Annotated in this window: 28 protein-coding genes; 13 read left to right on the forward strand and 15 right to left on the reverse strand. The window is 31.4% G+C overall.

Annotation, left to right across the window (positions count from 1 at the left end):
* From JG780_RS05775 to rny, 9 genes are all read left to right on the forward strand, one after another.
* On the forward strand, positions 1 to 2,117 hold a 2,117-nt coding region (locus JG780_RS05775), incomplete at its 5' end, for an efflux RND transporter permease subunit (protein ID WP_287569487.1).
* An 11-nt stretch (positions 2,118 to 2,128) separates the two neighbouring features.
* Positions 2,129 to 2,653: a hypothetical protein gene (locus JG780_RS05780; RefSeq protein WP_287569488.1), complete on the forward strand. Its 525-nt coding sequence runs from the start codon at positions 2,129 to 2,131 to the stop codon at positions 2,651 to 2,653.
* Entirely contained in the window at positions 2,641 to 3,180 is a 540-nt protein-coding gene (locus JG780_RS05785; protein WP_012580237.1) for a DUF4416 family protein, read from the forward strand. The genes JG780_RS05780 and JG780_RS05785 overlap by 13 nt, the downstream gene beginning before the upstream one ends.
* A 7-nt stretch (positions 3,181 to 3,187) precedes the next feature.
* A complete protein-coding gene (gene rimO / locus JG780_RS05790) occupies positions 3,188 to 4,471 on the forward strand; it encodes a 30S ribosomal protein S12 methylthiotransferase RimO (protein WP_012580238.1) in 1,284 nt (427 codons plus the stop codon).
* A 4-nt stretch (positions 4,472 to 4,475) separates the two neighbouring features.
* A complete protein-coding gene (gene pgsA / locus JG780_RS05795) occupies positions 4,476 to 5,000 on the forward strand; it encodes a CDP-diacylglycerol--glycerol-3-phosphate 3-phosphatidyltransferase (RefSeq protein WP_004101927.1) in 525 nt (174 codons plus the stop codon).
* Positions 5,001 to 5,007: 7 nt separating this feature from the next.
* Positions 5,008 to 5,580, forward strand: coding sequence for an RNA 2',3'-cyclic phosphodiesterase (gene thpR, locus JG780_RS05800; RefSeq protein WP_004101929.1), 573 nt, complete (start codon positions 5,008 to 5,010; stop codon positions 5,578 to 5,580).
* The gene (recA, locus tag JG780_RS05805; protein WP_004101931.1) at positions 5,570 to 6,631 is read left to right on the forward strand and encodes a recombinase RecA; all 1,062 of its coding nucleotides are present in this window, start codon (positions 5,570 to 5,572) and stop codon (positions 6,629 to 6,631) included. The genes thpR and recA overlap by 11 nt, the downstream gene beginning before the upstream one ends.
* Positions 6,606 to 6,998, forward strand: coding sequence for a regulatory protein RecX (locus JG780_RS05810; protein WP_012580239.1), 393 nt, complete (start codon positions 6,606 to 6,608; stop codon positions 6,996 to 6,998). The genes recA and JG780_RS05810 overlap by 26 nt, the downstream gene beginning before the upstream one ends.
* 1 nt (position 6,999) lies before the next feature.
* A complete protein-coding gene (gene rny, locus JG780_RS05815) occupies positions 7,000 to 8,532 on the forward strand; it encodes a ribonuclease Y (RefSeq protein ID WP_287569489.1) in 1,533 nt (510 codons plus the stop codon).
* A gap of 38 nt (positions 8,533 to 8,570) precedes the next feature.
* Here rny and JG780_RS05820 read toward each other — a convergent pair whose 3' ends face one another.
* The 13 genes from JG780_RS05820 to epsC all read right to left on the reverse strand — a co-directional run bounded on the left by JG780_RS05820 (position 8,571) and on the right by epsC (position 20,145).
* Positions 8,571 to 9,761 carry a pyridoxal phosphate-dependent aminotransferase gene (locus tag JG780_RS05820; protein WP_287569491.1) on the reverse strand — a complete coding sequence of 397 codons (1,191 nt, stop codon included), beginning with the start codon at positions 9,759 to 9,761 and terminating at the stop codon, positions 8,571 to 8,573.
* Between the two features lies 1 nt (position 9,762).
* A complete protein-coding gene (locus JG780_RS05825) occupies positions 9,763 to 10,365 on the reverse strand; it encodes an IMPACT family protein (RefSeq protein WP_012580242.1) in 603 nt (200 codons plus the stop codon).
* A complete protein-coding gene (gene yfcE / locus JG780_RS05830; protein WP_012580243.1) occupies positions 10,362 to 10,916 on the reverse strand; it encodes a phosphodiesterase in 555 nt (184 codons plus the stop codon). Before yfcE ends, JG780_RS05825 begins: the two co-directional genes overlap by 4 nt.
* Before the next feature lie 100 nt (positions 10,917 to 11,016).
* Positions 11,017 to 11,898, reverse strand: a complete 882-nt coding sequence (locus JG780_RS05835; protein ID WP_012580244.1) for a pseudouridine-5'-phosphate glycosidase — start codon at positions 11,896 to 11,898, stop codon at positions 11,017 to 11,019.
* A gap of 13 nt (positions 11,899 to 11,911) precedes the next feature.
* Positions 11,912 to 12,670, reverse strand: a complete 759-nt coding sequence (locus JG780_RS05840) for a protease complex subunit PrcB family protein (RefSeq protein WP_012580245.1) — start codon at positions 12,668 to 12,670, stop codon at positions 11,912 to 11,914.
* Between the two features lie 63 nt (positions 12,671 to 12,733).
* Positions 12,734 to 14,374, reverse strand: coding sequence for a phosphoenolpyruvate carboxykinase (ATP) (locus JG780_RS05845; RefSeq protein WP_287569494.1), 1,641 nt, complete (start codon positions 14,372 to 14,374; stop codon positions 12,734 to 12,736).
* 319 nt (positions 14,375 to 14,693) lie between these two features.
* Complete coding sequence (purL, locus tag JG780_RS05850) at positions 14,694 to 16,487, reverse strand: phosphoribosylformylglycinamidine synthase subunit PurL (protein ID WP_012580247.1); 1,794 nt, start codon at positions 16,485 to 16,487, stop codon at positions 14,694 to 14,696.
* On the reverse strand, positions 16,484 to 17,116 hold the full coding sequence (gene purQ, locus JG780_RS05855; RefSeq protein WP_012580248.1) for a phosphoribosylformylglycinamidine synthase subunit PurQ: 633 nt from the start codon (positions 17,114 to 17,116) through the stop codon (positions 16,484 to 16,486). Before purQ ends, purL begins: the two co-directional genes overlap by 4 nt.
* On the reverse strand, positions 17,113 to 17,361 hold the full coding sequence (purS, locus tag JG780_RS05860) for a phosphoribosylformylglycinamidine synthase subunit PurS (RefSeq protein ID WP_012580249.1): 249 nt from the start codon (positions 17,359 to 17,361) through the stop codon (positions 17,113 to 17,115). Before purS ends, purQ begins: the two co-directional genes overlap by 4 nt.
* The gene (locus JG780_RS05865) at positions 17,337 to 18,023 is read right to left on the reverse strand and encodes a phosphoribosylaminoimidazolesuccinocarboxamide synthase (protein WP_287569497.1); all 687 of its coding nucleotides are present in this window, start codon (positions 18,021 to 18,023) and stop codon (positions 17,337 to 17,339) included. The genes purS and JG780_RS05865 overlap by 25 nt, the downstream gene beginning before the upstream one ends.
* 14 nt (positions 18,024 to 18,037) lie before the next feature.
* Positions 18,038 to 18,490, reverse strand: coding sequence for a 5-(carboxyamino)imidazole ribonucleotide mutase (purE, locus tag JG780_RS05870; protein ID WP_287569498.1), 453 nt, complete (start codon positions 18,488 to 18,490; stop codon positions 18,038 to 18,040).
* Positions 18,491 to 18,700: 210 nt separating this feature from the next.
* A complete protein-coding gene (locus JG780_RS05875) occupies positions 18,701 to 19,558 on the reverse strand; it encodes a PLP-dependent cysteine synthase family protein (protein ID WP_287569500.1) in 858 nt (285 codons plus the stop codon).
* 17 nt (positions 19,559 to 19,575) lie between these two features.
* Positions 19,576 to 20,145, reverse strand: a complete 570-nt coding sequence (gene epsC / locus JG780_RS05880; RefSeq protein WP_004101957.1) for a serine O-acetyltransferase EpsC — start codon at positions 20,143 to 20,145, stop codon at positions 19,576 to 19,578.
* A gap of 140 nt (positions 20,146 to 20,285) precedes the next feature.
* Here epsC and JG780_RS05885 point away from each other — a divergent pair, with 140 nt between their 5' ends.
* A complete protein-coding gene (locus tag JG780_RS05885) occupies positions 20,286 to 21,215 on the forward strand; it encodes an L-lactate dehydrogenase (protein WP_287569503.1) in 930 nt (309 codons plus the stop codon).
* On the opposite strand, the gene JG780_RS05890 is transcribed toward JG780_RS05885, so the two are convergent.
* On the reverse strand, positions 21,210 to 23,009 hold the full coding sequence (locus JG780_RS05890; RefSeq protein ID WP_287569504.1) for a beta-N-acetylhexosaminidase: 1,800 nt from the start codon (positions 23,007 to 23,009) through the stop codon (positions 21,210 to 21,212). The genes JG780_RS05885 and JG780_RS05890 overlap by 6 nt on opposite strands.
* A 165-nt stretch (positions 23,010 to 23,174) precedes the next feature.
* Between JG780_RS05890 and JG780_RS05895 the strand changes: the two genes are divergently transcribed.
* From JG780_RS05895 to JG780_RS05905, 3 genes are read left to right on the forward strand one after another with little or no spacing between them, the layout of a single operon-like run.
* Positions 23,175 to 23,849 (forward strand): MBL fold metallo-hydrolase, encoded by a 675-nt coding sequence (locus JG780_RS05895; protein ID WP_287569506.1) that lies wholly within the window; start codon positions 23,175 to 23,177, stop codon positions 23,847 to 23,849.
* Entirely contained in the window at positions 23,833 to 24,216 is a 384-nt protein-coding gene (locus JG780_RS05900; protein ID WP_287569507.1) for a PadR family transcriptional regulator, read from the forward strand. Before JG780_RS05895 ends, JG780_RS05900 begins: the two co-directional genes overlap by 17 nt.
* A gap of 40 nt (positions 24,217 to 24,256) precedes the next feature.
* The gene (locus tag JG780_RS05905; protein WP_287569509.1) at positions 24,257 to 24,871 is read left to right on the forward strand and encodes a phosphatase PAP2 family protein; all 615 of its coding nucleotides are present in this window, start codon (positions 24,257 to 24,259) and stop codon (positions 24,869 to 24,871) included.
* Positions 24,872 to 25,042: 171 nt separating this feature from the next.
* Here JG780_RS05905 and JG780_RS05910 read toward each other — a convergent pair.
* A partial coding sequence (locus JG780_RS05910) for an integrase core domain-containing protein (protein ID WP_287569511.1) occupies positions 25,043 to 25,316 on the reverse strand: 274 nt, incomplete at its 5' end.

A 25,316-nucleotide genomic window follows, 5' to 3' on the forward strand; every position in this document is an offset into this window, starting at 1 on the left:
TAAACATGGATAAGATAGTAGATTTTTATGAAAAACATAGAAAAAAGCTACTAGTTCTTTTGATTTTAATTAACATTATATCACTTATTGGTGTATTTAGAATTCGTTTTAATACTGACTTTACTTTATTTATGCCTAAAAATTCAAAGTATGAAGATATATTGAACGAAATTGAAAAGGACTTTTCATCAAAAGATCAGATTAATTTACTGATTGAATTTAATGTTAATCCATATTCTTTAGAAGGAATTAGAAAGATAAGAGAATATGAAAATGAATTAAAGAAAATTGATGGAGTTGTAGAGATTGTATCTCCATTACCATCTGAGATTCCTGTCGGCTTTAGAAAAGTTGATGTAAGTCAGATAAATGAAAGTAATATAGACTATGTACTAAACTTTTTAAAAAAGATTTCTTCGGAAAATATAATAGAAAAAGATGGTAAATATTATTTAATGTTTTATATTTTTCCCAACAAAAGAGTTGTTTCTGAAATCAACAAAGTAATTGATGTTCCACACTATTTTGCAGGAACTTCATATTTGCAGGAAAAAATATTTGATTACTTGCTTTTTATAGTTTTGACGATACCACCACTTGCAATATTGACAATCTTTTTTGTTTTTAAATGGAGACTTGGAAGTAGAAAAGCTACATTTTTTTCTGTCTTTCCAGCTGGTATGGGTGCTTTATGGACAATGGGATTTATAGGATGGTACAAAGGTGAAATATCGGTGTTAAGCATACTAGCACCTATTTTTACAATTGTTATGGGAAGTGCAGATGGTCTTCATTTCGTTTCTCATTTTATGGACATAAAAAAAGTTGAAAGTGATAATAAAAAAGCACTTTCAAAAGCACTGGAAAGCACCGGAATAGCAATGATTTTGACAACAATAACGACTGTAGTGGGATTTTTATCGTTGATATATGTAAATTCAGATTCTCTTGCAGAGGTTGCTTTTTTTAGTTCTCTGGGTATTTCCTTTGCAGCAGTTGCAACATGGTTATTTTTACCAATTATTTTATTAAATGCAAAATTAAAAATAAAAGAGGATAAAAGTAAAATAGGTATGTTCCTTGAAAATTTAATTGGAAAAAAATCAATTTTAGTTTCAATTTTGCTGGCATTAATTTTTGCTCCAGGGGCATTTTTCTTAAATTCAGAATTTTATATGATAGATATGTATAAGAACACGACTCAGGTAAAGAAAAATATTGATAAAGTAAGTGAAATTGCAGGGATTTCTGTACCTGTTTTTGGATACTTTAAAGCAGAAAAAATAGTATCACCAGAAATCGCAAATCAAGTTTTGCAATTTGAAGAAAAAATAAGAGAAAAAGACATAAAAGCAGTTTCGGTTTATGATTTAATGAAAAATATCAACGAAAAAATTCTTGGAAGAGAAGGCTATCCACCAAATATTGTCCAGGCTGGTCTTTTATTGAATTTAATGCCGGACGTTTATTCAAACTTTTTGAATATTAAAACATCTTCTGGAAGAATTTTGATATTTCCAAAGGAGATTTCAAAGCAAACATTAAACTACATAGAAAAGAGTGCACCGAGCTTTGTAAAAATTACCGGGATACCATATATAATGAAGGAGATGAACGAAATAATAGTTCCTCAGCAGATAGTTTCATTAATTTTGGCAGTAATATTTGTCTTTATAATTGTTTTGATAAGGATAAAAAATCTTAAGGAGGCGCTTATTTCAATATTGCCAATATCTTTGACGTTAATAGTATTATTCGGTTTTATGGGATATTTCAATGTTAAGTTGAGTATAATTACCGCAACTATGGGAAGCATTGTTGTTGGAGTCGGGATCGATTATGCGATCCATTTTATAGAAAGTTACAACTATAACTACAAGAAATTTAAGAATAAAAAACAAGCATTAGATGAAGCATTTAGAGTAACTTCAAAGCCTATTCTTGCTAATGCATTGGGGCTTGCAATAGGATTGAGTGTTTTATTGGTGTCACCATTTAAAATTCATGAATATTTAATTGGAATTATGTGGGTTTCAATGATTTCAAGCTCTTTATTTAGCTTGACGCTTTTACCAAGTTTATTATTTCTTGCAAAAGTAGAAAAAAATAGAGTATAATATAAAAAGGTATGGATGGATGGAAGGAAATATCAGAGATTTTAAAAAAAGAGGTAATATCCTCTAATCTTTCGTTATTGGAGTTTTCTAAAAGGGTTGGAATAGATATAAATACCTTCAGGAAATATTATGAAGGGAACTTTTCTGGGGAACCTTCTATTGTAGAAGAGCATCTTAGAAAGATAAAAGAGTTTTTTAATTTAAAAGAAGATTTGATAATGTTATATGAGCTGGGAAGTAGTAAAAGAATAAAAGATTCCAAAATTTCTAAGTCTAATTTGTACATATTTCTAATCTTTACTGTTTTTTTATTTATAGGTTCGGTTATTTTATTTTTAAATGTATATGAAACTCCCTTAGTAAGATTAAATTCGATAGGAGATGAGGTAAAAGTAAATGGTAAAGTGGTAAAAACTTTTTTTATGGATGAAGGAGAATATATAGTGGAAGGTCCTTCACTTTTGAAAAAGATTAATAAAGAGACGAAAAAGGTGGTTATGGAAAAATACAAGGTGGTGGTTGGATGGGAAAAGTAAGGCGTGTGGATTTAGTAAATTTGGTAATGTTTTTTTTCTCTTCGCAAGTTGAATATTGGCTGTCTGAGGTAGAGAATGAGTTAATAGAGAAATTTGGACCGATAGATTACAAATCTGATATATTAGATTTTGAAAAATATACTTTATATTACAACAAGGAGATGGGGGAAGGAGTAAAAGGAATATTATTGAGTTTTGAAAGACTTATACATCCTTATCAGCTTGCAGATATTAAAAATATGACAAACGAAATTGAACAGAGATATGCAGTAAAAGGTAATAGAAGATTTAACATTGATCCGGGATATATTCATCATATGCAATTTGTTCTTGCAACTACAAAAATGTGGCCTCATAGGATATATATAGGAAAAGGGATTTATGCAGAAACTACGTTAATGTATATAAATGGAAGATGGAAGGATTATGATTTTACTTATCCAAATTATAAAGAAGAAGAATATAAAAGAGAATTGGAAAAAATTAGACTGAAATATTTGGAAAAAAGAAAAAAATTTTTGAGGTGAAAATTATATGAATTTTTATGTTGATGTTTTAGGATGTCCAAAAAATGAAGCAGATTGTGCACTTTTAAAGGCTTATTTAGAAAAGAAAGGCAACAATATTGTTAATACCATTGAAGATGCAGATGCAGTGGTTATTGATACCTGTGGCTTTATTTTAGAAGCAAAAAAAGAATCTATTGAAGAAATACTTACTTATCTAGAATTAAAAAAAGAAAGAGATCTAAAAGTATACGTAACAGGATGTTTGGTTCAACGATATGGAGAGGAATTAAAAAAGGAGATACCTGAGGTTGATGGATGGTTTGGAATATTGCCACCTGAAAAGATAGCTGAAAATATTGGTAAAGAAAGTATAATACCTAAAAACCCGGAGCCTGTGTATGAATTTGGTGGCAGGGTTGATGAAAAGCAGTATGCATATGTTAAAATTTCCGATGGATGTGATAGAGCTTGTAGCTTTTGTACAATTCCACTTTTTAAAGGAAGCTTTAAGAGTAGAAAGATAGATGATATTGTAAAAGAAGTAGAATATCTCATTTTATCTGGTAAGAAGGAAATTATTCTTGTTGCTCAAGATACAACAGGATATGGGATCGATTTGTATGGAAAGCAAATGCTTCCTGAACTTTTGAAGAGAATTAATGATATACCTGGAGATTTTTGGATAAGAGTAATGTACATGCATCCTGATCATATAACAGATGAGATTATTGAAGCCTTTTCATATGACAAGGTTTTGAAATATTTTGATATACCAGTTCAACATGGGAGTGACAAGGTATTAAAACTTATGAACAGAACAAAAAAATCTGAGCATATATTAAAGCTGGTTGAAAAAATAAGGAAAAGGTATGAAGATGCGGTTTTGAGAACTAGTATTATCGTTGGCTTTCCTGGAGAAACTGATGAAGATTTTGAAGAGTTATTAGATTTTATAAAAATGGTTAGATTTGAGAGGCTTGGAGCATTTATTTATTCAGATGAAGAAGAAGCACCATCTTATCATTTTGAAGGAAAAGTTCCAGAGATAGTGGCTCAAGAAAGGCTTGATATTTTGATGGAAGAACAGTCTAAGATTTCTTTCGAAATAAATGAAAAGATGGTTGGAAAAACTTTTAAAGTGCTTTTTGATGAGGAAGAAGAAGGTGTTTTAATTGCAAGAAGCTATATGGATGCCCCAGAAATTGATGGTAATATTTTTGTTCCAGGAAAGTTTGAAGAAGGATTTTTCAAGGTAAAAGTGACCTCTGCTGATGTATACGATTTAGAAGGTAAAATTGTTGAGGAGTGAGTTTATGAACGTACCAAATTTTATAACCTGGGTGAGAGTAGTTTTAACGGCTATTATTGTTTTTCTTTTATTAAATGGTTTTTATTTAAGTGCTTTTGTTTTATTTTTAATAGCTTCTATTAGTGATTACTTTGACGGTTATTTTGCAAGAAAACTAAATCAGGTTACTAACTTTGGAAAGATATTTGACCAAATGAGTGACAAAATTCTTATTACTAGCATTTTAATTGTTTTTGTCCAACTTGGATTAGTTCCATCATGGATTTTAGTTGTTATAGTTTTCAGAGATACACTTGTAAGCACAGTAAGAATGGCAGCTGCATATGGAAACAAGGTTATTGCTGCAAATTATTTTGGAAAGCTAAAGACTGTTTCACAGATGGTTTGGACTATTGGTATTTTTTTACAACTTGTAGGCTTTGAAAGTTTGGTAATTTTCAATGTATTGCTTTCTTATTTAGTTGTGTTTTTAACCGTGGTATCGGGCTTGGTTTATATGGTACAAAATAAAGAGATATTAAAGGGGTGATTTTAATTTGCGTACCTTTATTGCTATCGATATAAATTCAGAGGTAAGAAGCATAGCAGAGGAAGTTATTGAAAAACTTAAAAAAATGGGCTTTAAAGCTTCATGGACAAGTCCTGAAAATTTGCATCTGACATTATTTTTTATGGGTGATTTAAGCGAAGAAAAGGTTGATTTACTTGCCCAACGTTTGCATAAAAGGTTGGCAGGTTTTCCTAGTTTTTCGTATGAAGTTTCTGATTTTGGGTTTTTTAGATTTAAACATTTACCGCGGGTATTCTTTTTGAAGGTTACCCAAGATAAAATTTTGCAAACACTTTATCTTGAAATGAGGTCTGAGCTGAAAAAGCTCAGGTTGTCTTTTGACGATAAGGGTAATTTTGTTCCACATATTACACTTGGCAGGTTAAAATTTAGTCCAGAAAATTGGGAAGAGTTAATAAAAGGTATTACTGTTCCTAAAACAATAGTTTCAGTTGACAAGGTGACGATATATTCGTCAACTTTAACTCCAGCTGGTCCTATTTATAAGTGGCTTTACAAGGTAAAATTTGAAGGAGGTTTGGAAAAGAATGAGCAATGATAATGCAAAAAAAAGAGAGGTTTTGAAAAAAGCTATAGGAAAGATTGAAAAAACTTACGGTAAGGGTTCAATAATGTTTTTGGGTGAAGAATCAAGTATACAAAATATTGAGACTATTCCAAGTGGTTCTGTTGCAATCGATATAGCATCTGGTGTTGGTGGATATCCACGTGGGAGGATAATTGAAATATATGGTCCAGAGTCAAGCGGAAAAACTACGATTGCTTTGCATGCTATAGCTTCGGCTCAAAAAAATGGGGGAGTTGCAGCATTTATTGATGCAGAGCATGCACTTGATCCTGTATATGCCCAAAATCTTGGAGTTAATGTAAATGATTTATTGATAGCTCAACCCGATTATGGTGAGCAGGCACTTGAAATTGTTGATGAACTTGTGAGAAGTAATGCCGTTGATATTGTTGTGATTGATTCTGTGGCAGCGCTTGTTCCACGTGCAGAAATAGAAGGTTCTATGGGCGATGTACAGGTTGGTCTTCAGGCTAGGTTGATGTCTCAAGCTTTGAGAAAACTTGCGGGTAATATAAATAAATCAAAAACAGTTGTGATATTTATAAACCAGACTCGTATGAAAATAGGAGTAATGTATGGAAATCCTGAAACTACAACTGGTGGGGTTGCATTGAAATTTTATGCTACTATGAGACTTGAAGTTAGAGGAATTGGAAAAATTACCGAGGGAAGCGAAAGTGTCGGAAATCAGGTAAGGGTAAAATTTGTAAAGAATAAAGTTGCTCCACCATTTAAAGAAGCAATTGTTGATATTATTTACGGAAAGGGTATCGTAAGAGAAAATGAATTATTTAATATTGCAGTCGATGAGCAGCTTATAACAAGACGTGGAAGTTGGTTCTCATATGTTGATTTGAAGGGTGTAGAGCATTCACTTGGACAAGGTAAAAATAATTCAATTGCATATCTTTTAGAACATCCTGAATTGTTGGACGAAATAGAAGGAATAATAAGAGAAAAGCACGGTTTAATTAAGAAGGGTGAAGAAAAAGCCGATGAGAAAAAAGAATCCGATAAATGATGCATTAAGACTTTTAAAGTTTAGAATACGTTCTGAAAAAGAGATTTATTTTAGATTAAAGGATAAAGGGTATAGTGATGAAGAAATAAAAAAAACAATTGAGGAACTAAAATCAAAAGGTTTTTTAGATGATGAAAAATTTGCATATCTTTATGCTTATGATTCTTTGACTTTGAAAAAAAAGGGACCATTTTTGATTAAAAGAGAGCTTTTAAACCTTGGAGTTGATGAATACATAATTGATGATGCAATTTCAAAAGTTTTATCTGAAGTTGATATTGAACAGATAAAAAGAGAATTGGTAAAAGATATGGATGCAAGAAAAGCTAGAGAATACTTATATAGAAGAGGATTTGGAGGTGAATAAAATGTTGATATATATATTAACATTTGTTGGTGTTTTTGTTGGAGCTTTAGTTGGTTATGTAGTAGCTAAAAGAAAAATTGAAAAAGATTTGTTATTAGCTAAAAAAGACGCAGAACATATTATCAAAGAAGCTGAAAAAGAAGCAAGTGAAATCAAGAAAAAGGCCGTTATTGAATCAAGAGAGGAACTTCACAAGCTTAGGGAAGATTGGGAAAAAGAGAAAAAGGCTCGTGAAGAGGAATTAAAGTACGCTGAAGAAAGACTTATTAAAAGAGAAGAAATGGTTTCAAAGCGTGAAGAACTTTTAGATAAAAAAGAAAATTATATAGAAGAGCTGAGAAAAGAATTGGAAGAAAAACAAAGAGAGTTAATTGAGAAAGAAAAAGAAATTGAAGAAAGTTTTGAAAAACTTGCAGGTATTACTCCAGAGCAGGCAAGAGAAATTGTCTTAAATGAAGCGCGTGAAAAGTATGAGTATGAAATTGCAAAGGTTTATTCTCAAATTAAGACAAGGTATGAAGAAGATGCTGAGAAATATGCAAAAAAGGTTATAGCGGATGCAATTCAAAGGTATGCACCTGAGTATTCTGGGGAGGTAACAGTAAGTACCGTGATGCTTCCAAATGATGATATGAAGGGAAGACTTATTGGTAGAGAAGGTAGAAATATAAGAGCATTCGAAAAGGTTACAGGTGTAGATTTAATTATAGATGATACACCAGAAATGGTTACAGTAAGTTGTTTTAATCCATTGAGAAGGGAAATTGCAAAAAGAACAATTGAAAAGTTGGTTGCAGATGGAAGGATACATCCTACAAGAATTGAAGAAATGTACGAGAAAGCAAAAGACGAGGTTGAAAGAATAATTAAAGAGTCAGGTCAGGAAGCAACATTTGTAACAGGTGTTGGAGGATTACATCCAGAAATAGTAAAACTTTTAGGTAGATTGAAATTTAGAACAAGTTATGGCCAGAATGTGTTGAATCACTCTATAGAAGTTGCACTTATTGCTGGTTTATTAGCCTCAGAACTTGGGTTGAATGTAGAAATGGCAAAACGTGGAGGACTATTGCATGACATAGGTAAAGCACTTGATCATGAAGTTGAAGGCTCACACACTATTATTGGTGCTGAAATATTAAAGAGATATGGTGAAAAGAAAGAAGTTATTAATATGATAATGGCTCACCATGGTGAAGAAGAGCCGATGACCCCAGAAGCTGTAATTGTTGCAGCTGCAGATGCATTATCTGCTGCAAGACCAGGCGCAAGAAGAGAAGATGTTGAAAATTATATTAAAAGGCTTATTAAACTTGAAGAGATTGCAAAAAGCTTTAAATATGTTGAAAATGCATATGCGATTCAAGCTGGTAGAGAAGTAAGGGTTATAGTACAACCAGATAAAGTTGATGATGTTTTAGCTGATAAATTGTCCCACGACATTGCCATGAAGATCGAAGAAGAGCTGCAATATCCAGGAGTTTTAAAAGTTGTGGTAATTAGAGAAAAACGAAGTGTAGCTTACGCAAAGTAATGAAAATCCCCCTTCATGAAAAGAAGGGGGATTTTTTCTTATCTGTTATTATATGCTTCAATTGCCTTTGCCATTATATTAATTGCATCTTTTAGTTTTTCAGATTCAAGTACATATGCGATTCTAATTTCACTCTTTCCAAGTCCTTTAGTTGCGTAAAATCCAGAAAGAGGCGCCACCATTGTAGTTTTTCCATCTACATTAAATTCTGAGAGCATCCATTTGATAAATTCTTCTGAATCATCTACAGGAAGTTTGGCGGATAGATAAAATGCACCTTGAGGTTTATGAGCAATAATTCCTGGAATTTTACTAATTTCATCGTATGCCACATCTCTTCTTAATCTGTATTCATTCATGGCATTCTTCATATATTCTTCATCTGAGTTTAACAAACCAATTGCTCCGTATTGAGTAATTTCAGGTGGGCAAAGCCTTGCTTGGGCAAGTTTTAATGCAGCAGCATAAAAATCTTTATTTTTGGTTACAAATGTTCCTATTCTTGCGCCACATGCGCTGTATCTTTTTGATAAACTATCTACAATAATCAAGTTATTTTCTCTTAGTTCTTCAAATTCAAACATTGAAATTGCTTTTGTGTTATCAAAAGTAAATTCTCTATATACTTCATCGGATATAACTACTAAATTGAATTTTTTTGCAATATTTGCAATTATTTCTAGTTCTTCTTTAGTATAAACAACACCTGTAGGGTTTGACGGGTTGGAGAATAATATTGCTTTAGTCTTAGGTGAAATTACTTTTTCAAAGTCATCCATTGTTGGCATTCTATAGCCGTTTTCTGGTTTTGCAGTTACTGGGACAAGCTTAACATTAAGGTATGCGGCAAAGCCAGCATAATTTGCATAGAATGGCTCAATAACAATTACTTCATCACCTGGATCACATACAACACCTAATGCAAATAATATTGCTTCGCTTCCTCCATTTGTAACCATGATCTCGTCAGGTTCAACATTTATATTCCATTTATGATAGTATTCAGCAAATTTTTCTCTGAGGGGTTTTATGCCTTGAGAGTGAGTATATGCAACTACCTCTGTTTTGAATTTTTGAATATATTCATGCCACTGTTTAGGGGTTTTAATATCAGGTTGGCCTATATTAAGATGATATACATGTATTCCCTTAGCTTTTGCTGCGTCTGCATAAGGTACAAGCCTTCTTATAGGACTTGCTGGAACATTTTGAGCCCTTTTGGATATCATTTTACTCCTCCTCCTTAATGTATGTTATGCTTTCATTTAAAACATTGTATTCTTCAGGTTTTTTATTTCCTCTAATTTTAATATGGGCAAAAGTTTCAAAAAATTCAGTGTTTATTATTTCGTATCCTTTATAGTGCAAATCTTGCATTGCTTTTCCATACTCATCGTACCCAACTTTAATTATGTAAACTGGTACGGGTACAAGTGTTGTTACTTTTAAATTAGAAATTAATTCATCTACGGTTGACGAATAGGCATCAATAAGGCCTCTAACGCCGAGTTTTACTCCTCCAAAATACCTAGTTACGACAACCGCAACATTTAAAAGATCATATTTTTTTAAAACACCTAAAATCGGCCTTCCGGCAGTTCCAGAAGGTTCACCATTGTCAGAAGAAAATTCTATTATTTGGTTATTTTCAATTACTCTATATGCAGGGCAATTGTGAGTTGCATCATTATATTTTTTAGAAATCTCTCTTATAAATTCTTTAGCTTCTTCTTGGCTTTCAATGTGCGAAAGAGTGGCAATAAATATAGAGCGTTCTATATTTTTTTTGTGTTCATGTACTCCAAATATTGTTTTATATTTTATATAATTCATATTGTCTTACTTAACACCTCTTTATTATCCAAATCATATATTGTAATTTTAGGAGTATTTGAAAGATCAATAATCATATATGTTTGAGGGAAACCTCCTTTAGGCAAAGAAAGACTACCCGGATTTGCAATTATTATTCCTTCTTTTTCTTCAATTTTAGGAATATGGGTATGCCCATGTAGAATTATTCTAACATTATGATTTTTTGCAAAGCTTGTAACATCAAAATTGTCATTTTCAATACTTTCACCATGAAAAAGATAGATTGGAATATCTTTAAAAAATTCCATAGTTTTCTTTGGCATTTCCTGCAAACCTAAAACCTTAACATCAACGTCTGCATCACAATTACCCCTTATGTAGTTGATGTTAAATTTTTTAAGCTCTTCTACAAGTTCTTTTGGATTATAGCCTTCTGGAAGAGGATTTCTTGGGCCATGGTATAAAACATCTCCGAGATGGAATATTTCATCAACTTGTTCTGCAATTTTTTTGATTTTATTCCAATAATATACTGAACCGTGAGTATCTGAAATAACTAGTACTTTCACTATTTCACCCCTTAATAAGAATATAACAAATATTTTTTTAATAGGCACTTTTGTAAAATTCTTTATTTTAGTAAAAAATAGGACAAAAATATATAGAACTCTATTTTTTTAAGCTTTGTGCAATTTTACATGCCAGTTCAACGTTGTTCTTTAAGAGAACTATATTTGATTCAAGAGTTTTTCCATTTGAAAGTTCTACAAGTCTTTTTAGCATGTAGGGGGTAACTTCTTTTCCGTGAATGTCTTTTTCTGCTATCTCTTTTTCGATTGTTTTTATATAACCTTCTATTTCATTATTATCTAAAACATAGTCTTCTGGAATTGGATTTGCAACCAAAATTGCACTTTCTAATTTAAGTTTATTTTTTTCATTAAAAATATTAGCAATTTCATCAGCGTTTTCTACCTTATATATTTTTTCTTTTGAAAGTCTGTTGTAAAATATTGGGAAATATTCAGTTTTGTATCCCACAGTTAAGACCTGAAAAGTTTCTAAAAATTCAAGTGTTTTCTTTATATCAAGTATTGATTTACAACCTGCCGAAACCACAATTATATTTGTTTTTGAAAGTTCTATAATATCTTGTGAAACATCCCATTCTCCTCTATGTACTCCACCGATGCCACCTGTTGCAAATACTTTTATTCCTGCAAGACTAGCAATCTTTGCAGTGGAGCTAACAGTAGTTGCAGCAGATTTTTTCATTGCAATAGCGTAGGAAATTTCTCTTGTCCCTACTTTTATTGGATTATCATCTACAAGTTCTATTAGTTGTTCTTTTGAAAGGCCTACTATAACTTTACCTTTTAATATACCGATTGTTGCAGGAACACAACCATTTTCGTAAACAATATCTTCAAATTCTTGTGCTACTTTGAGATTTTCCGGATATGGAAGACCATGAGCTATTACTGTGCTTTCTAGTGCAACAATTGGTTTGTTTTCTTCAAGAGCCTTTTGGACTTTTTCTGAAATAAACAAAGTTACACCTCCGTTATTTTACCTCTATTTCTTTTGAAAACTTTAAAACGTTATTTACACTCATTACATTCACCTTTATCACGTAATTTCCTTTTTCAAGTTTTCCAATATTGAGCTTGTATGTTGGGATTGTAAATGCTTGGGTGACCATTTCACCCTTTTTGGGTTCATTTAATACAAGGTTGATTAAGATCTGGTTTTCTTTTATTTCATAATTTTCAAGTTCAAGTGAATATCCTCCAGTTTTTTTGAGCCCCATTGATACGACAATAAAAATATCGTCGTTGGTTGAAAATGTGTCTTTTAAGACTATCTTATTTTCTATAGTAAAGACGTAAATTCCCATTTCTCTAAATTGTGGTGTCATAATTTCACCTATTTCTACATTTTTTGTTATTTGCTTTTTGTCAATTTCATAATTTCCAATTATAACGGTAGCGTTTTTAGGACAAATTATTAGATAAGAAGGAATAATAGAATAGTTTCCTTTTCTTAATGTTTTAATAGTATAGTTATGTTCTTCATTGTTGAATCTAATTAAAATTTTAGTAGTTTCAATAGCACTTTTCGGTGTAAAGTACCAACCTTTTATTATATATCCCTTTTCTTGGTCATTTTCAAAAAGTTTTAAGTAGTAAACCATGTTGCTTTTTGTTCCTTCATATTGGAATAGATTATCTGGTAGTTCTTTGTCTACAGGGTAGATAAAAACAGAGTTTGAGAGAATAATTATACTAAAAATAGTTAAAAATAATGAAAAAAGTTTTTTCATAAATTTCACCTCCTATGTTGATTATATCATAAAGTAAATTCCCCACAATGCGGGGAATTTACTCTAAATGTTAGATATTAATTCTTCTAATATTTTTAACACTTCATCTGGTAATTTATCTTTCCCAGAATTTTCTACTTCTTTTGTTTTAACAAATTCTATTCTTCTTTTGAAACTTTCTTTTAATGATTGAATATAGTTAATGTCATTCATGTCAGGTTCAAATCCTTCTATACGTGTTATGTAGAAATCTCCAAACCATTTATACCATTTTAAAGAGCCTTCTACTACTTTTTCTACAAGCGATATTGTCAGTTCTTTTGGGATTTTTTTATCTAAAAAGTAACCGGTATTTAAGATGTATCCTTCTACCCCTTTTACAAAGAGTAATTTGAATTTTTGGTAATCCTCGGAAAGTGGATAAGTTCTAAATGGATTTGCGTATGGCTCAAATACCAATGCATTTGGGTCAACACCATCATCCAATTTTTCAGCAGATGTTCTTTTTGTAGTAAGTAATGCGCCCATGGTTGAAGAGAGTACTGGATTTTCTATTTTAACTATAGGTGGAAGTGTTGGATCTTTCATAAGCCAGAATATAGCATTAATCTTAGAATCTATTTTATTAACCCTATTTGGTGACCAGAGCTTAGATTTTATTGCACGTCCATTTCCGTTTCTAATATCCTCCATTATGGGTACTATGTTTCCGTTTTCATCCATCGTTGCCCCGCAATTTTGAATAGTAAGGAGGTATTTATTATCTTCCTTGGATGTTGGATAATCTGCAGTTTTATCAAAATAAGATGGTTCAAGTGCTATTGAAGATAAATCTTTGGTTGATATAATGAAGGCATCATCGTGTAAAATAGTTACATCATAATTTTTATGTTTTGCGTGTGTAAGTGTTGATTTTCCTGAACCAGATAAACCAAAAAATGCAGCAACAAAATCTGTTTTTTCATTTTTTAATCTTTTTAATCCACCATGGCAGGAAGCATATCCATTTCTATTTGCAATGCTCCATGCAAGGGTTAAAGTTCCTTTTTTGAATTCTCCAAAATATCTCATTCCAAGTATAGCAGCACAGTTATGTTGAGGATCAAAAATAGCGAGTCCTAATGGATAATCTGGATGTTTCCAATCAGGATCTGCAAAAACATAGATATCACCTTCATTAAAAACATGGGACTCATTATACATTTTTTCGTATTCCAAGGAAAGGTATTGAAAATTCAGTAACCAGTTATATAACAAATTTTCATGTCCTTCTGGAATTAGTAAGTGATTTTTAACCATAAACTCTTTAGAAAGTCCAGTAAAAGATATTCCGTGATACATCTTTTTGTGTCTAGAGTTGTAAACTGCTTCTCTTACAATTTCTTCGTATTTTTTATTGTCTATATTTGGATCCCCGATGATCCTTCTACCTGCTGCATACCTTCCAGTGACAGCACCATCATTGAAGAGAAGAACTTTTGTATCTTTATCAAGGCCTAAAAGTTCTGGTTGGTAAACTTTCCAACTTGTAACTATTGTACCAGGAGAATTTTTAGCAAGCTTGTATGCTTCTTTTGGGCTTGTAATGATTTCGACATTGTTGCCATAGAATGCTGTTTCAATTGTAACTCTCATTCTAGAAAAGAGTGAATTTTCCTTTGATATTTCATTGATTTTGAAATATTGTTTTGTTGCCAACACCATCCCTCCCCTCTGACAAGGGAAATTATAACAGTAAAGTTGAGAGTATAAAAATACATAATTGAATATTATAAATTAGAAAATGAAAGAATAAAAATTATTTGGAGAATTTTTGTCTGAAAATAAAAGAAGATAACTAATTTTAAAAAACTTCAGATTTTGAAAAAATTAAATCAGGGAGATTAAAGAGAGGAATATTAACTTGGAGTGGATAGAGAAAAGATTAATGATTGGAACAATACTTTAATTATTTGTGAATCTTAATAAAAAGGCTCCATTTATTTGAAATGGAGCCTTAAAATTTAAAAAGATAAAAAGTTAACTACTGTAGGGTAGCTTTTCCTATCTTTTTTATAGGCAAGTCACTCTTTACATCGTTTCCTATTACTAAAATTAGCTGGTGAATTGGAGAGTGTTGGATATTAAAGATCTTTAAACCTAAATTTTTTGTGTAAGTTGGATTTTCTTTGTAGTTTGATAAAGCAAGTACAAAATTTCCCTTTGATGTTTGTTTTTTGATTTCATTCCAAAGAATTTTTTCTCTTTCAAGATCAAAATCTTTCCAACCAATAAGATAAACATCTCCAGATTTAGGTAATAATGCCTTGGTAGCTTTTCCTACCATGCCAATTACCATTGTTGGTGGAATTGGAATTTTGTTGTTTGTATTGTAAAGTGAAGCATTTCCACTTGCAACTTTTATATTAGAAAATTCACAGGCATCTTTCAATCCTTGCATCATGGCAGCTAGCCCTTTAGGCTCTTCATCAGGATCTCCATAATTTATACAATCGGTTATAGCAAGTGGTTCGGCACCTACAGCTAGTGTTTTTCTAACGCTTTCAATAACAGCAATAAAAGAACCCCAATATGGACTAACTTTTCCAATGTCTGCTCTGCTATGTGTAAGAAGAGAATAGTATATATCTTCATCTTTTATTCTCATGAGAGCAGCTCCATATCCTGGTTTAATTATTGTATCAGTTCCAACCATATAATCATATTGAGTGTAAACATAGCTTGCATCAACAGGTGAAAATGTAAGATCTATATTTTCTGGAAGTTCATCTTTTTCAAATTCATATATTTCTTCTTCAGGAGCATTTGAAAGTAATTTTGCAGGAACTTTCAAAATGGTCTTGCCATTGTGTCTTACATGGTATATACCATCATCCGTAACTACTCCAACAATTGCTCCGAATAGTAAGTGATCCTTAGCTATTTCTAGTATTTTTTCTGCTTTTTCTTTTGATGTTATTACTGCCATTCTTTCCTGGCTTTCACTTATTAATATTTCTATTGGTTTCATGTCAGGTTCCCTTAGTGGAAGATTTTCTAGGTCTATTATTGCTCCAAAACCACCTTTTGCCACAAGCTCTGAAGTAGCAGAAAGAACACCGCCAGCACCAAGATCTTGTGCGCCTTCTACAAGGCCTTCTTCTACCATTTTTAAAAATGCTTCAATGAGTTGTTTTTCTGCAAATGGATCACCAACTTGAATAGAAAGTTTAGTTGCTTTTTCACCGGTAAGGTCTTCTGAAGCAAATGAGGCGCCGTGAATTCCATCTCTTCCTGTTGCTCCACCAAAAATTACAATTACCTGTCCTTTTCTTGTCGCTTTAGAAGTAATAATATTTTCTTTTTTTACTATACCTGCTGCCATAACGTTAACAAGTGGATTATATTTATATGTGTCACTGATTCTTAGTTCTCCGCCAACAGTTGGAACGCCTATTGAATTTCCATAATCGGCTATTCCTTCAATTATTCCGTCTATTATCTTGTGCATATGTAAAGAATCAAGAATAGCAGTAGGCCTTGCTCCCATTGCAAGTATATCTCTTATTATCCCTCCAACACCAGTTGCAGCTCCGTTATAAGGCTCAATTGCGCTTGGATGGTTATGACTTTCAATTTTAAACGATATATAATACTTATCATTTAGAGGTACAAGACCTGCGTTTCCCGATTCCTCACTTACAAGTGGGAGTCTTTTTATATACTTTTTGGTATGAGAGTATCCACAGTGTTCGCTCCACATTACTGTAAAAGCTTCTATTTCGTTTGTGGTGGCTTTTCTACCAAGGCTTTTTTCGAGTATGTCTAAGTATTTCATTTTTTACCACCTCTTATGTATTCATAAAGTGATTTAAAAAGTTTTATCCCATCGTCACTTCCCAATATTTTTTCAACGGCTCTTTCTGGATGCGGCATCATTCCTAAAATATTCCCATTTATTATTCCTGCTATGTTTTGTTCAGAGCCATTTACATCTTCTTTGTATTTGAATACAACATTTGGTTGCTTATCTATAACATATCTTCCAAAACCATGAGCAATTGGTAATTTTATTACTTCCCCTTTTTTATACATTAATGTAAAAGGTGTTTCGTTATTAACAACTTCAAGTTCAACAGTTTCACAAATAAATTTTCCGTTTTTATTTTGAAGTAATCCGCCTGGAAGGAGTCCCATTTCTACAAGTATTTGAAATCCATTGCAAATTCCAAGTACGAATCCACCATTTTCTGCGAATTTTTTTACATTAGATGATTCTCTTGCCGATACAGCGCCAGGCCTTAAATAGTCACCGTATGAAAATCCTCCAGGAAGAATTACAAGCTCAAAATTATCTAGATTGTCCTTTGTGGAAACAAAATATGGTTTAAAACCTGCAAGTTTTAATGCATAAAATGCATCTCGATCGCAATTTGAACCTGGGTATACTATAACTCCAGCTTTCATTTTATCTCCACCTTAAACTCCTCTGTAACAGGGTTAACCAGTAATTCCTCACAAGCTTTTATAACTAATTTTTCTGCTTCTTCTTTGCTTTCAGCTTGAACTTCCCCATGTATGGATTTACCAATTCGTATACTTTCTATTGGAATGTTACTTTCTTCTCTTAAAACTCTTGCAATAGTTTCTCCTCTTGGATCTCTGACGTTGCTTTTGTATTGAATGTCTACAACAAATTTAAACTTCTGCATGCTGAGAGGACCTCCCTATATTTTTCAAGTGGATCTCCTAAATTTTTTCTATATACATCCTTATCAAATATACCATCTTTTTTTCTAAGTCGCAGTGTATCAGGTGAAATTTCATCACCTAAACAGACTTTTCCTTCATTGTCAATACCATATTCAAACTTCATATCCCATAGATCAAATCCAAGTTTTTCAAAAAAGTTTTTTAGTTCAATTGCTGTTTTTTTAGCACTTTTTTCTATTTCTTCTGCTTGTTTTTCATTACAGATTTCAAATAATACAAGATGGTTTTTACATACCATTGGGTCATGCCTTTCATCATCTTTTATAAAAAATTCAACAAGAGGTTCTTTAAATTCTTCCCCCTCATTACCACCATATCTTCTTATAAAAGATCCCGCTTTTTTTAACCTTACTACGACTTCAAGTGGTAACATTTTTAATGATACTGCTTTTATTTTGTTAGGTGTAATGAAATCTAAAAATTGTGTATATATCCCCCTTGAGTTTAAATATTTCATTGAAATGGCAGTAATTTCTGCACAAATTGCACCTTTTCCTTCTAAAACGTTATGTTTTTCCCCATCCCCGGCAGTGATATCATCTTTAAAATTTAAAATAACGTAATCCCCAAAATTTTCAACAATCTTTGTTTTTCCTTCCATAAATACATCCCCCCTTAAAGATACTTCCCCACAAGCTTTGAGCGGTAGTCTTTTAGTTTTTTTGATAAACTTTCATCACTTAACGCAAGTATTTCAATTGCGAGTAATGCGGCATTTTTCCCCCTATCGATCCCCACGGTAGCAACTGGAATGTCATTTGGCATTTGAACAATAGATAATAAAGAATCTAATCCCCCTAAGTCGTTAGATTTTACAGGTACTCCAATGACTGGTTTTAATGTTTTTGAAGCAATTACCCCTGGAAGATGAGCTGCTCCACCTGCGATTGCAATAAATACTTTGGTACCTTTCTTTTCGCAGCTTTGAATGTATTCATCCAACAAATCTGGAGTTCTGTGTGCTGAAAGATATTTTGTTTCATATGGTACTGAAAATTCTTCTAGGACTTTTTCTGCTTTTTCTACTATGTTTGAATCACTTTTGCTGCCTGCAATAATACTTACCAACTCATCACCCCCTATAAAGCAAAAAATCCCCACCATCATAGATGGCAGGGATTTTTCTAAAATATTTAAATAACAAAAGTATTGAGCGCAATTTACTCATTTTTCTCACTCCTTTTTGGCCTCACGGGACCAAATTAAAGGTACAACTTAAGTATAACATGTATTTTATGATTAGGTCAACTCATATATGGTTAAAAGATTGTAAAAAAGTTAAATTGATTCTAAAATTGACATGTATTTAGTAACATCATCGGGAAAAACGGTTAGGACTTTTCCAAAATTTTTGTATTTAGTAGCAACAAGTGCGTTTGCTGCAGCTGAAATTCCAACGTTGAGACCAAGCTTTTTGTTGAGATATACGAACATATCCAGGACTTCTTCATCTTTTACAGTTTCTATTTTATCGATAACTGTTTGATCCAAAATTTTTGGAATAAATCCTGCACCAATACCTTGAATTTTGTGTTTTCCAGGATTTTTTCCTGATAAAACGGCTGAATTTTCAGGTTCGACAGCTACAATTTTAACTTTTTTGTCAAAGAATTTTTTTAAAACTCTACCAACACCACTAATTGTTCCACCCGTCCCAACTCCTGCAACAAAAACATCTAATTCAAAATTGGTTTGTCTTAGTATTTCAGGTCCAGTTGTAAGCTCGTGAGCTAAAACGTTGAAAGGATTTTCAAATTGATTTGGCATAAAAGCATCTTTTTCAGCAACTATTTCTTTTGCTTTTTCAATTGCACCTTTCATTCCCTTATCAGCAGGAGTTAGTACAACGTCGGCACCGAATGCTTTCATAATTTCAATTCTTTCCTTGCTCATACTTTCAGGCATTGTTAAGATTGTTTTAAGTCCTAATTTTTTACCAATCCATGAAAGAGAGATTCCTGTGTTGCCACTAGTTGGTTCCACGATAATTCCATTTTTGATTAAGTTGTTGTTAATAGCAGCTTTTATCATAAAATAAGCTGCACGATCCTTCACACTACCTGAAGGATTGTTTCGTTCAAATTTTGCATATATGCCCAATTCTTCAATAAAGTATACTGGAGTATTTCCAATCATATTTATTTTCCTCCCTTTTATATAATCCATTCTATTTCTTCTTTTTTTATTTCATTTATATTTTTTGCGGGAATCCCTACAAACACTGAATTTTCTGGAACATCGTCTAAAACTACTGAGTTTGCTCCTATTTTTGCATTATTTCCTATTTTGACTGGCCCAAGAATTTTTGCGCCGGCACCTATAAGTACGTTTTTTCCAACATCTGGATGTCTTTTTCCTTTTTGAATGTTTCTTGCCCCCAAAGTAACTCCATGATAGATTATTGTACCTTCACCAATTGACGCAGTAGAGCCTATTACAGTTCCTATTCCATGATCTATAACTACTCCTGGTTCAATTTTAGCTGCAGGGTGAATATCGATTGAAAACAATATTCTTGATAGAAAATGAATTAAGAACGAAATAAACTTAAGGTTATTAATGTAAAATAGGTGGGATATTCTATAAAATGTTAAGGAAATAAATCCAACATGGAATAGAACTTGATATGAATTTTCAATGGAAGGATCTTTTTTTAGTATTTCTTCCTTATCTTTTTTGATAGCAATAAAAGTATTTTTTAAGTCTTTAAAAAAATTGCGCACCCCATAAAATATCACCTTCCTGTCTAGTTTGTTGTTTTTATTATAACAGATTCATGTGGAATATAAATTAATTATTTGTAAAAAAAATATTTCAGAATAAATTAATTAGTCTTACCTTATAAAAATGTGGTAAAATTTTTTTGGAAAGGAGTGATAATATGAAAATTTCAATAATTGGTGCAGGAAGAGTAGGTACAAGCATAGCATATTCTTTGCTTCATAGAAAAATAGCTAATGAGATAGTAATTATTGATAAAAATTATGAAAAGGCTTATGGTGAAGCATTAGATCTATATCATGGAACTTCTTTGATCAAAAGGTGTAATATTTATGCCGGAAATTTTCAAGATTTAAAAAACAGTGATATTGTTATTATTACAGCTGGTGCAGCTCAAAAAGTTGGTGAAACAAGGTTAGATTTAACAAAAAGAAACTATGAGATAATCAAAGACATATCTAAAGAGATAAAAAAATATTCTAATGAAAGTATTGTAATAAATGTAACTAATCCAGTTGATGTGCTTACTTATTTTCTTTGGAAAGAACTAGACTTTCCAAAAAATAAAGTGATTGGTACAGGGACAATACTTGATACAGCAAGATTTAGAGCTTTGGTTTCAAAGCAGTGTGGAGTTTCACCGGCAAGTGTTCATGCATATATTGTGGGTGAACATGGCGATAGTGAACTAATGGTTTGGAGTAGTGCAACTATTGGTGGTGTAAATATAAAAGATTTTTGCAAGGTATGTAATAGAAAAAATTGTAGAAATTTGAGAGACATATTTGAGGAAACTAAAAATGCAGCTTATACAATTATTGAGAAAAAAGGAGCTACAAACTTTGCTATAGGAGTAGTTACAGCTCAACTTGTTGAGAGTATTTTTAAAGATGAGAAAAAAGTCTTAACTCCATCAACATATATTGATGGTATTTTCATAGGTTTTCCCGCAATTGTAGGTAAAAATGGAATAGAAAGAATTATTCCAATTGAAATGGATGAATTCGAAATTAGTTTGTTTGAAAATTCAAAAAATATAATAAGAAAGCAAATAGAAGAAATAGAACTATAACAATTTTTTTATTTTGCTTAATTTTTCAATACTGAACTTAAGTCCTCCGGGTCTATTCCTGGAAAGCCATATTTTTTTATAATTTTCAATTAGTTTTTCTAATCTAATTGAAAATTCTTCTTTTGTAACACTAGGCAGCTTGGAAATACTGTTAACATTAGCCTTTTTTGTGGAAATAAGAAGCTCAGTTGCCAAAATTGAAAGTTCTATATTATTTTTAATTTCTTCTTTTATTAATGAGTCATCAATATTATTAGCCTTTTGCAATTGTTCTTCCAAGAATTGCTTTGTTAATAATAAGTTTTCAACGTTTATTTTTTCAAGAAAATCTTTATTTATTTTATCTGGGTATATATATACAAGTGCAAAAAGTGCAGAATTAGAAAATTCAATACCTGTTAATTTATATGCATTGCCTAATGCAATTAAAATTTCAGCCACCTCTTTTTCAAAATAAAGACTAATAGCATTTTCTAAGTTAACATCTTTGTTTTCTTCAAATCCCCAAAAAACTCCTGCTGAATAAAATATTGCCGGTAGTGAGATCGGAAGGTGTTGCCAATGGCCGTTGTCTCCCCAATCAGTTAAAAGTAAACCAGAAGCTTTGAATTTTACGGCGTTTTCAGCTGCATTTTTAACGTTTAAAATAAAATTTTCTAACCTTCCAATTAATGAATTCCATGATGATGTTCCTGGACATACATAGAATTTTTTGCTTTTGAACAATTTGCATTCATCTTCGAATGGATGATTTTTTTCATATCCCCATATTAAAAAAGTTATATCATTTGGAATTTCATTTACAAGTTCAGGATAATTTTTAATTATATCTGCCCACATCATCATCTTTTTGTTGTATTTTTTTAGTAAATTATAAATTTTAAGAATGAAATCAAGATAGACTTTGCCTTTTCCCATCTTTTCACACAATTTTTTGGATTTTCCCTGGCACAAATCAAATGTTTCATCACCATTTATATTGAAATATTTGCTTGAAAAATGAGGAAGTAACTCTTTATATAAGTTATCCAGAAATTTTATAGAATCTTCAATAACTGGAGAGAGAGAAAATGGTGTATTGTAATGCTCTCCCCAAGGTGTATCAAATTCAAAAGTCTCAGCTAGATAGCTATATTCATTGTGTGTTAACCATTTTTCCATATGTCCAAAGGAAGCCTGGTTTGGAACAAGTTCTATGAATCTTTCTTTACAGTAATTGTCTAGAAGAATGATATCTTCTCCACTTAGTGGTGAATAGTCTTTCCAAACCTTTTCATGTTCTTGATATGAAAAGGTATGTTCGATATAAAGTTGGAGTTGATTGAATTTTAGTTGGGCTAGTAAATCTACAATGTAAAATAATGTTTCAAGTTTTGGTACTTTATCTCTACTAATATCTAACAAATATCCTCTATTTTTTATGCTAGGAAAATCGAAAATTTCAAGTTGAGGAATTTTTAGACCAAAATTTTTTACAATTTGGATTAACGTCATAAAGGCATAATGTACACCAGCTACATTATTTGCCGTTATTTCTATCTTTTTATTTGAAATTGTTAATATATATCCAGAATTTTTTTTAATTTTTGAGCGGTTTATTTTACTTTCAATAACTGTTTTTTCACCGTTATAAAGGCTGATGAATGATTCAATACCAATATTTTCAAGTTCTTTTTTTAGCATTTTGGCACTTGTAAGTAACGACTTTGTAGGAATAGATATGAAAAGTTTACTTGGAAAGTTGAATTCACCTTGGTTTATTTTTAATTTCTTTGGAGCAGGGATAAAAATCATATAGTGATCACCTCTTCTGATTTTCTTATTTCTATTATATAACAAAAATGATGTATAATTTGAATAGGTAGAATATTATTTGGAAGGGGATTAAAAATTAAAATTACAGTTTTATGCAATGATACTTCTAGAGATGCTTTTTTAAAAGAACATGGACTTTCTATATTGATAAATGATAGGATATTATTTGACACAGGGCAAACAGATGTATTTATAAAAAACGGAGAAAAGCTTGGAATTAATTTTTCTAAGATTGAAAAAGTTATAATTTCACATGGGCATTATGATCATATTGGTGGGTTGATTTTTTTACAAAATGTAGCAAATCCTGAGGTGTTTATTCACAAAAAAGCGTTGGTTGAAAGATATAGTGCTAGTAAATTTGCAGGAGTACCGTATGATTGGAACAAAATTGAACTAAAAGTAAACTTTATAGATAGTGATATTTCAACTGACGAAGTTAGAATAATAACAAATATTAAAATGAGAGAAGATATTATTGATGAGAAATTTAGATTATCAGATGGAAGAAAGGATTTTTTTGAAGATGAAATAAACATAGTAATTGAAAATTTTTTGTTTACTGGTTGTGCGCATAGAGGTATTGAAAATATTGTAGAGCAGGTGATAAAAAGGTATAATATAGAATATGTAGTAGGGGGATTTCACTTAGTTAATGCATCAAGTGAAAGGATAAGAAAAATTACTGAGCTTTTTGAAAAATATGATTTAAAAGTGATACCTCTACATTGTACTGGTGAAAATGCAATAAAATTTATGAAAAATAGATTAAAGGATAAGTGCATTATTTTAAATTCTGGTGATGAATGGAGGAGATAAAATTAACGGAATGCGAAGAAGAGGAATGGGACGCTTTAGGAAAACGTTTATTGAACCTTTTGTTTTGTTAATAATAGCACAAAGTCCTTTGCATGGATATGAAATAGCAAATAAACTTTTAGAATTTGGTATAGAACTTACAGGACTTGGACAGATGGGGAACCTTTATAGAATTCTTTCAAAGCTTGAAGAAGAAGGGCTTTTGAGGTTTGAATGGGATAATACAAATCAAGGACCTTCTAAAAAAGTATATTATATCACACCTAAAGGCCTTGAATATTTAGCAAAAAGTGTTGAAGAACTTGAAAAAATAAATAATACTATATCCAGATTTATTATTGAGGCTAAAAAGTTAATAGATATGTAACTGATATTAGTATTTTTATAACATTTCAGGGGTGTTATAAATGAAAAAGTTATTTTTATTTGTTTTACTGTTTTTTCAAGTTTTTTCTTTTTCATTTAACATTTTAGATGAAACACAAAAAGACATAAGTGCATTACAGTTTGATATTAAAGAGCCATTGCTATTTTCAACTACATTCTTGGTTGATGGAAAAGTTAAAAGATTAGAGCTTTCTAAGTTTGATAATTTTTGTTTTGAAACAATTAACAATTTAGATGAGAAAGATTTTTTAATTTTAACTGCACTTGCTGCAGGAATTACTTATTTTGATGATCCTGCACTTTCATACACTATACTTGAAAGTACTTTTTTTACTTCGGTGGTAACGTATGCAATGAAAATTTCAATTGGTAGAGGAAGGCCTTATGCATACGATAGTCCTTTTGTTTTTAAACCTTTTTCTTTTGAAGATAAAAATTTTTCCTTCCCTTCCGGACATAGTTCATTTGCCTGGGCCCTATTTGCTCCGCTTGCTGAAAGGTATAATAAAGGATTATATATTTTTCCTATTTTATTTTCAATATCAAGGGTTGTAGGAAATTATCACTGGCTTAGCGATGTCATTTTTGGGGCATTTATTGGTTATACTATTTCAAAATGCTTTTATTATAATTAGAATAAATCGTTCTATAGTGTAGATTTACTCTGTAATTTAAACAGAATGGCTTTGGTAATCCATTGAAGCCATTTTTTATTGAGTTTGTCACTAACTCCATATTGTTACTTTCACTTACTGTATATTCTATTATTTCGTTATTGTAAAGCATCCCGAAAAATTGGACAGAAATCAAGAAACTTTTGTGTAGTTTAAGTATTCTTCGTATACCTCTCGTGGGCTTCTGTATTTCAATGCACTGTGTGGATATCTACTATTGTAAAATATCTCGTATCTTTTTGTTTTTACTACTAACTCTGAACAGCTCATTTCTTCAACCGGCCATACTACTTCTTCTTTATACGTTCTAAAATACCTTTCTATATTTGCATTTCCACGTTCATTGTTGTAACTTGTAAATATTTGCTGTATTCCTAATATCTTACATTCTTGCATAAATCTCCTG

The organism is Thermosipho sp. (in: thermotogales) (assembly GCF_020054775.1).
GTDB lineage: Bacteria > Thermotogota > Thermotogae > Thermotogales > Fervidobacteriaceae > Thermosipho > Thermosipho africanus.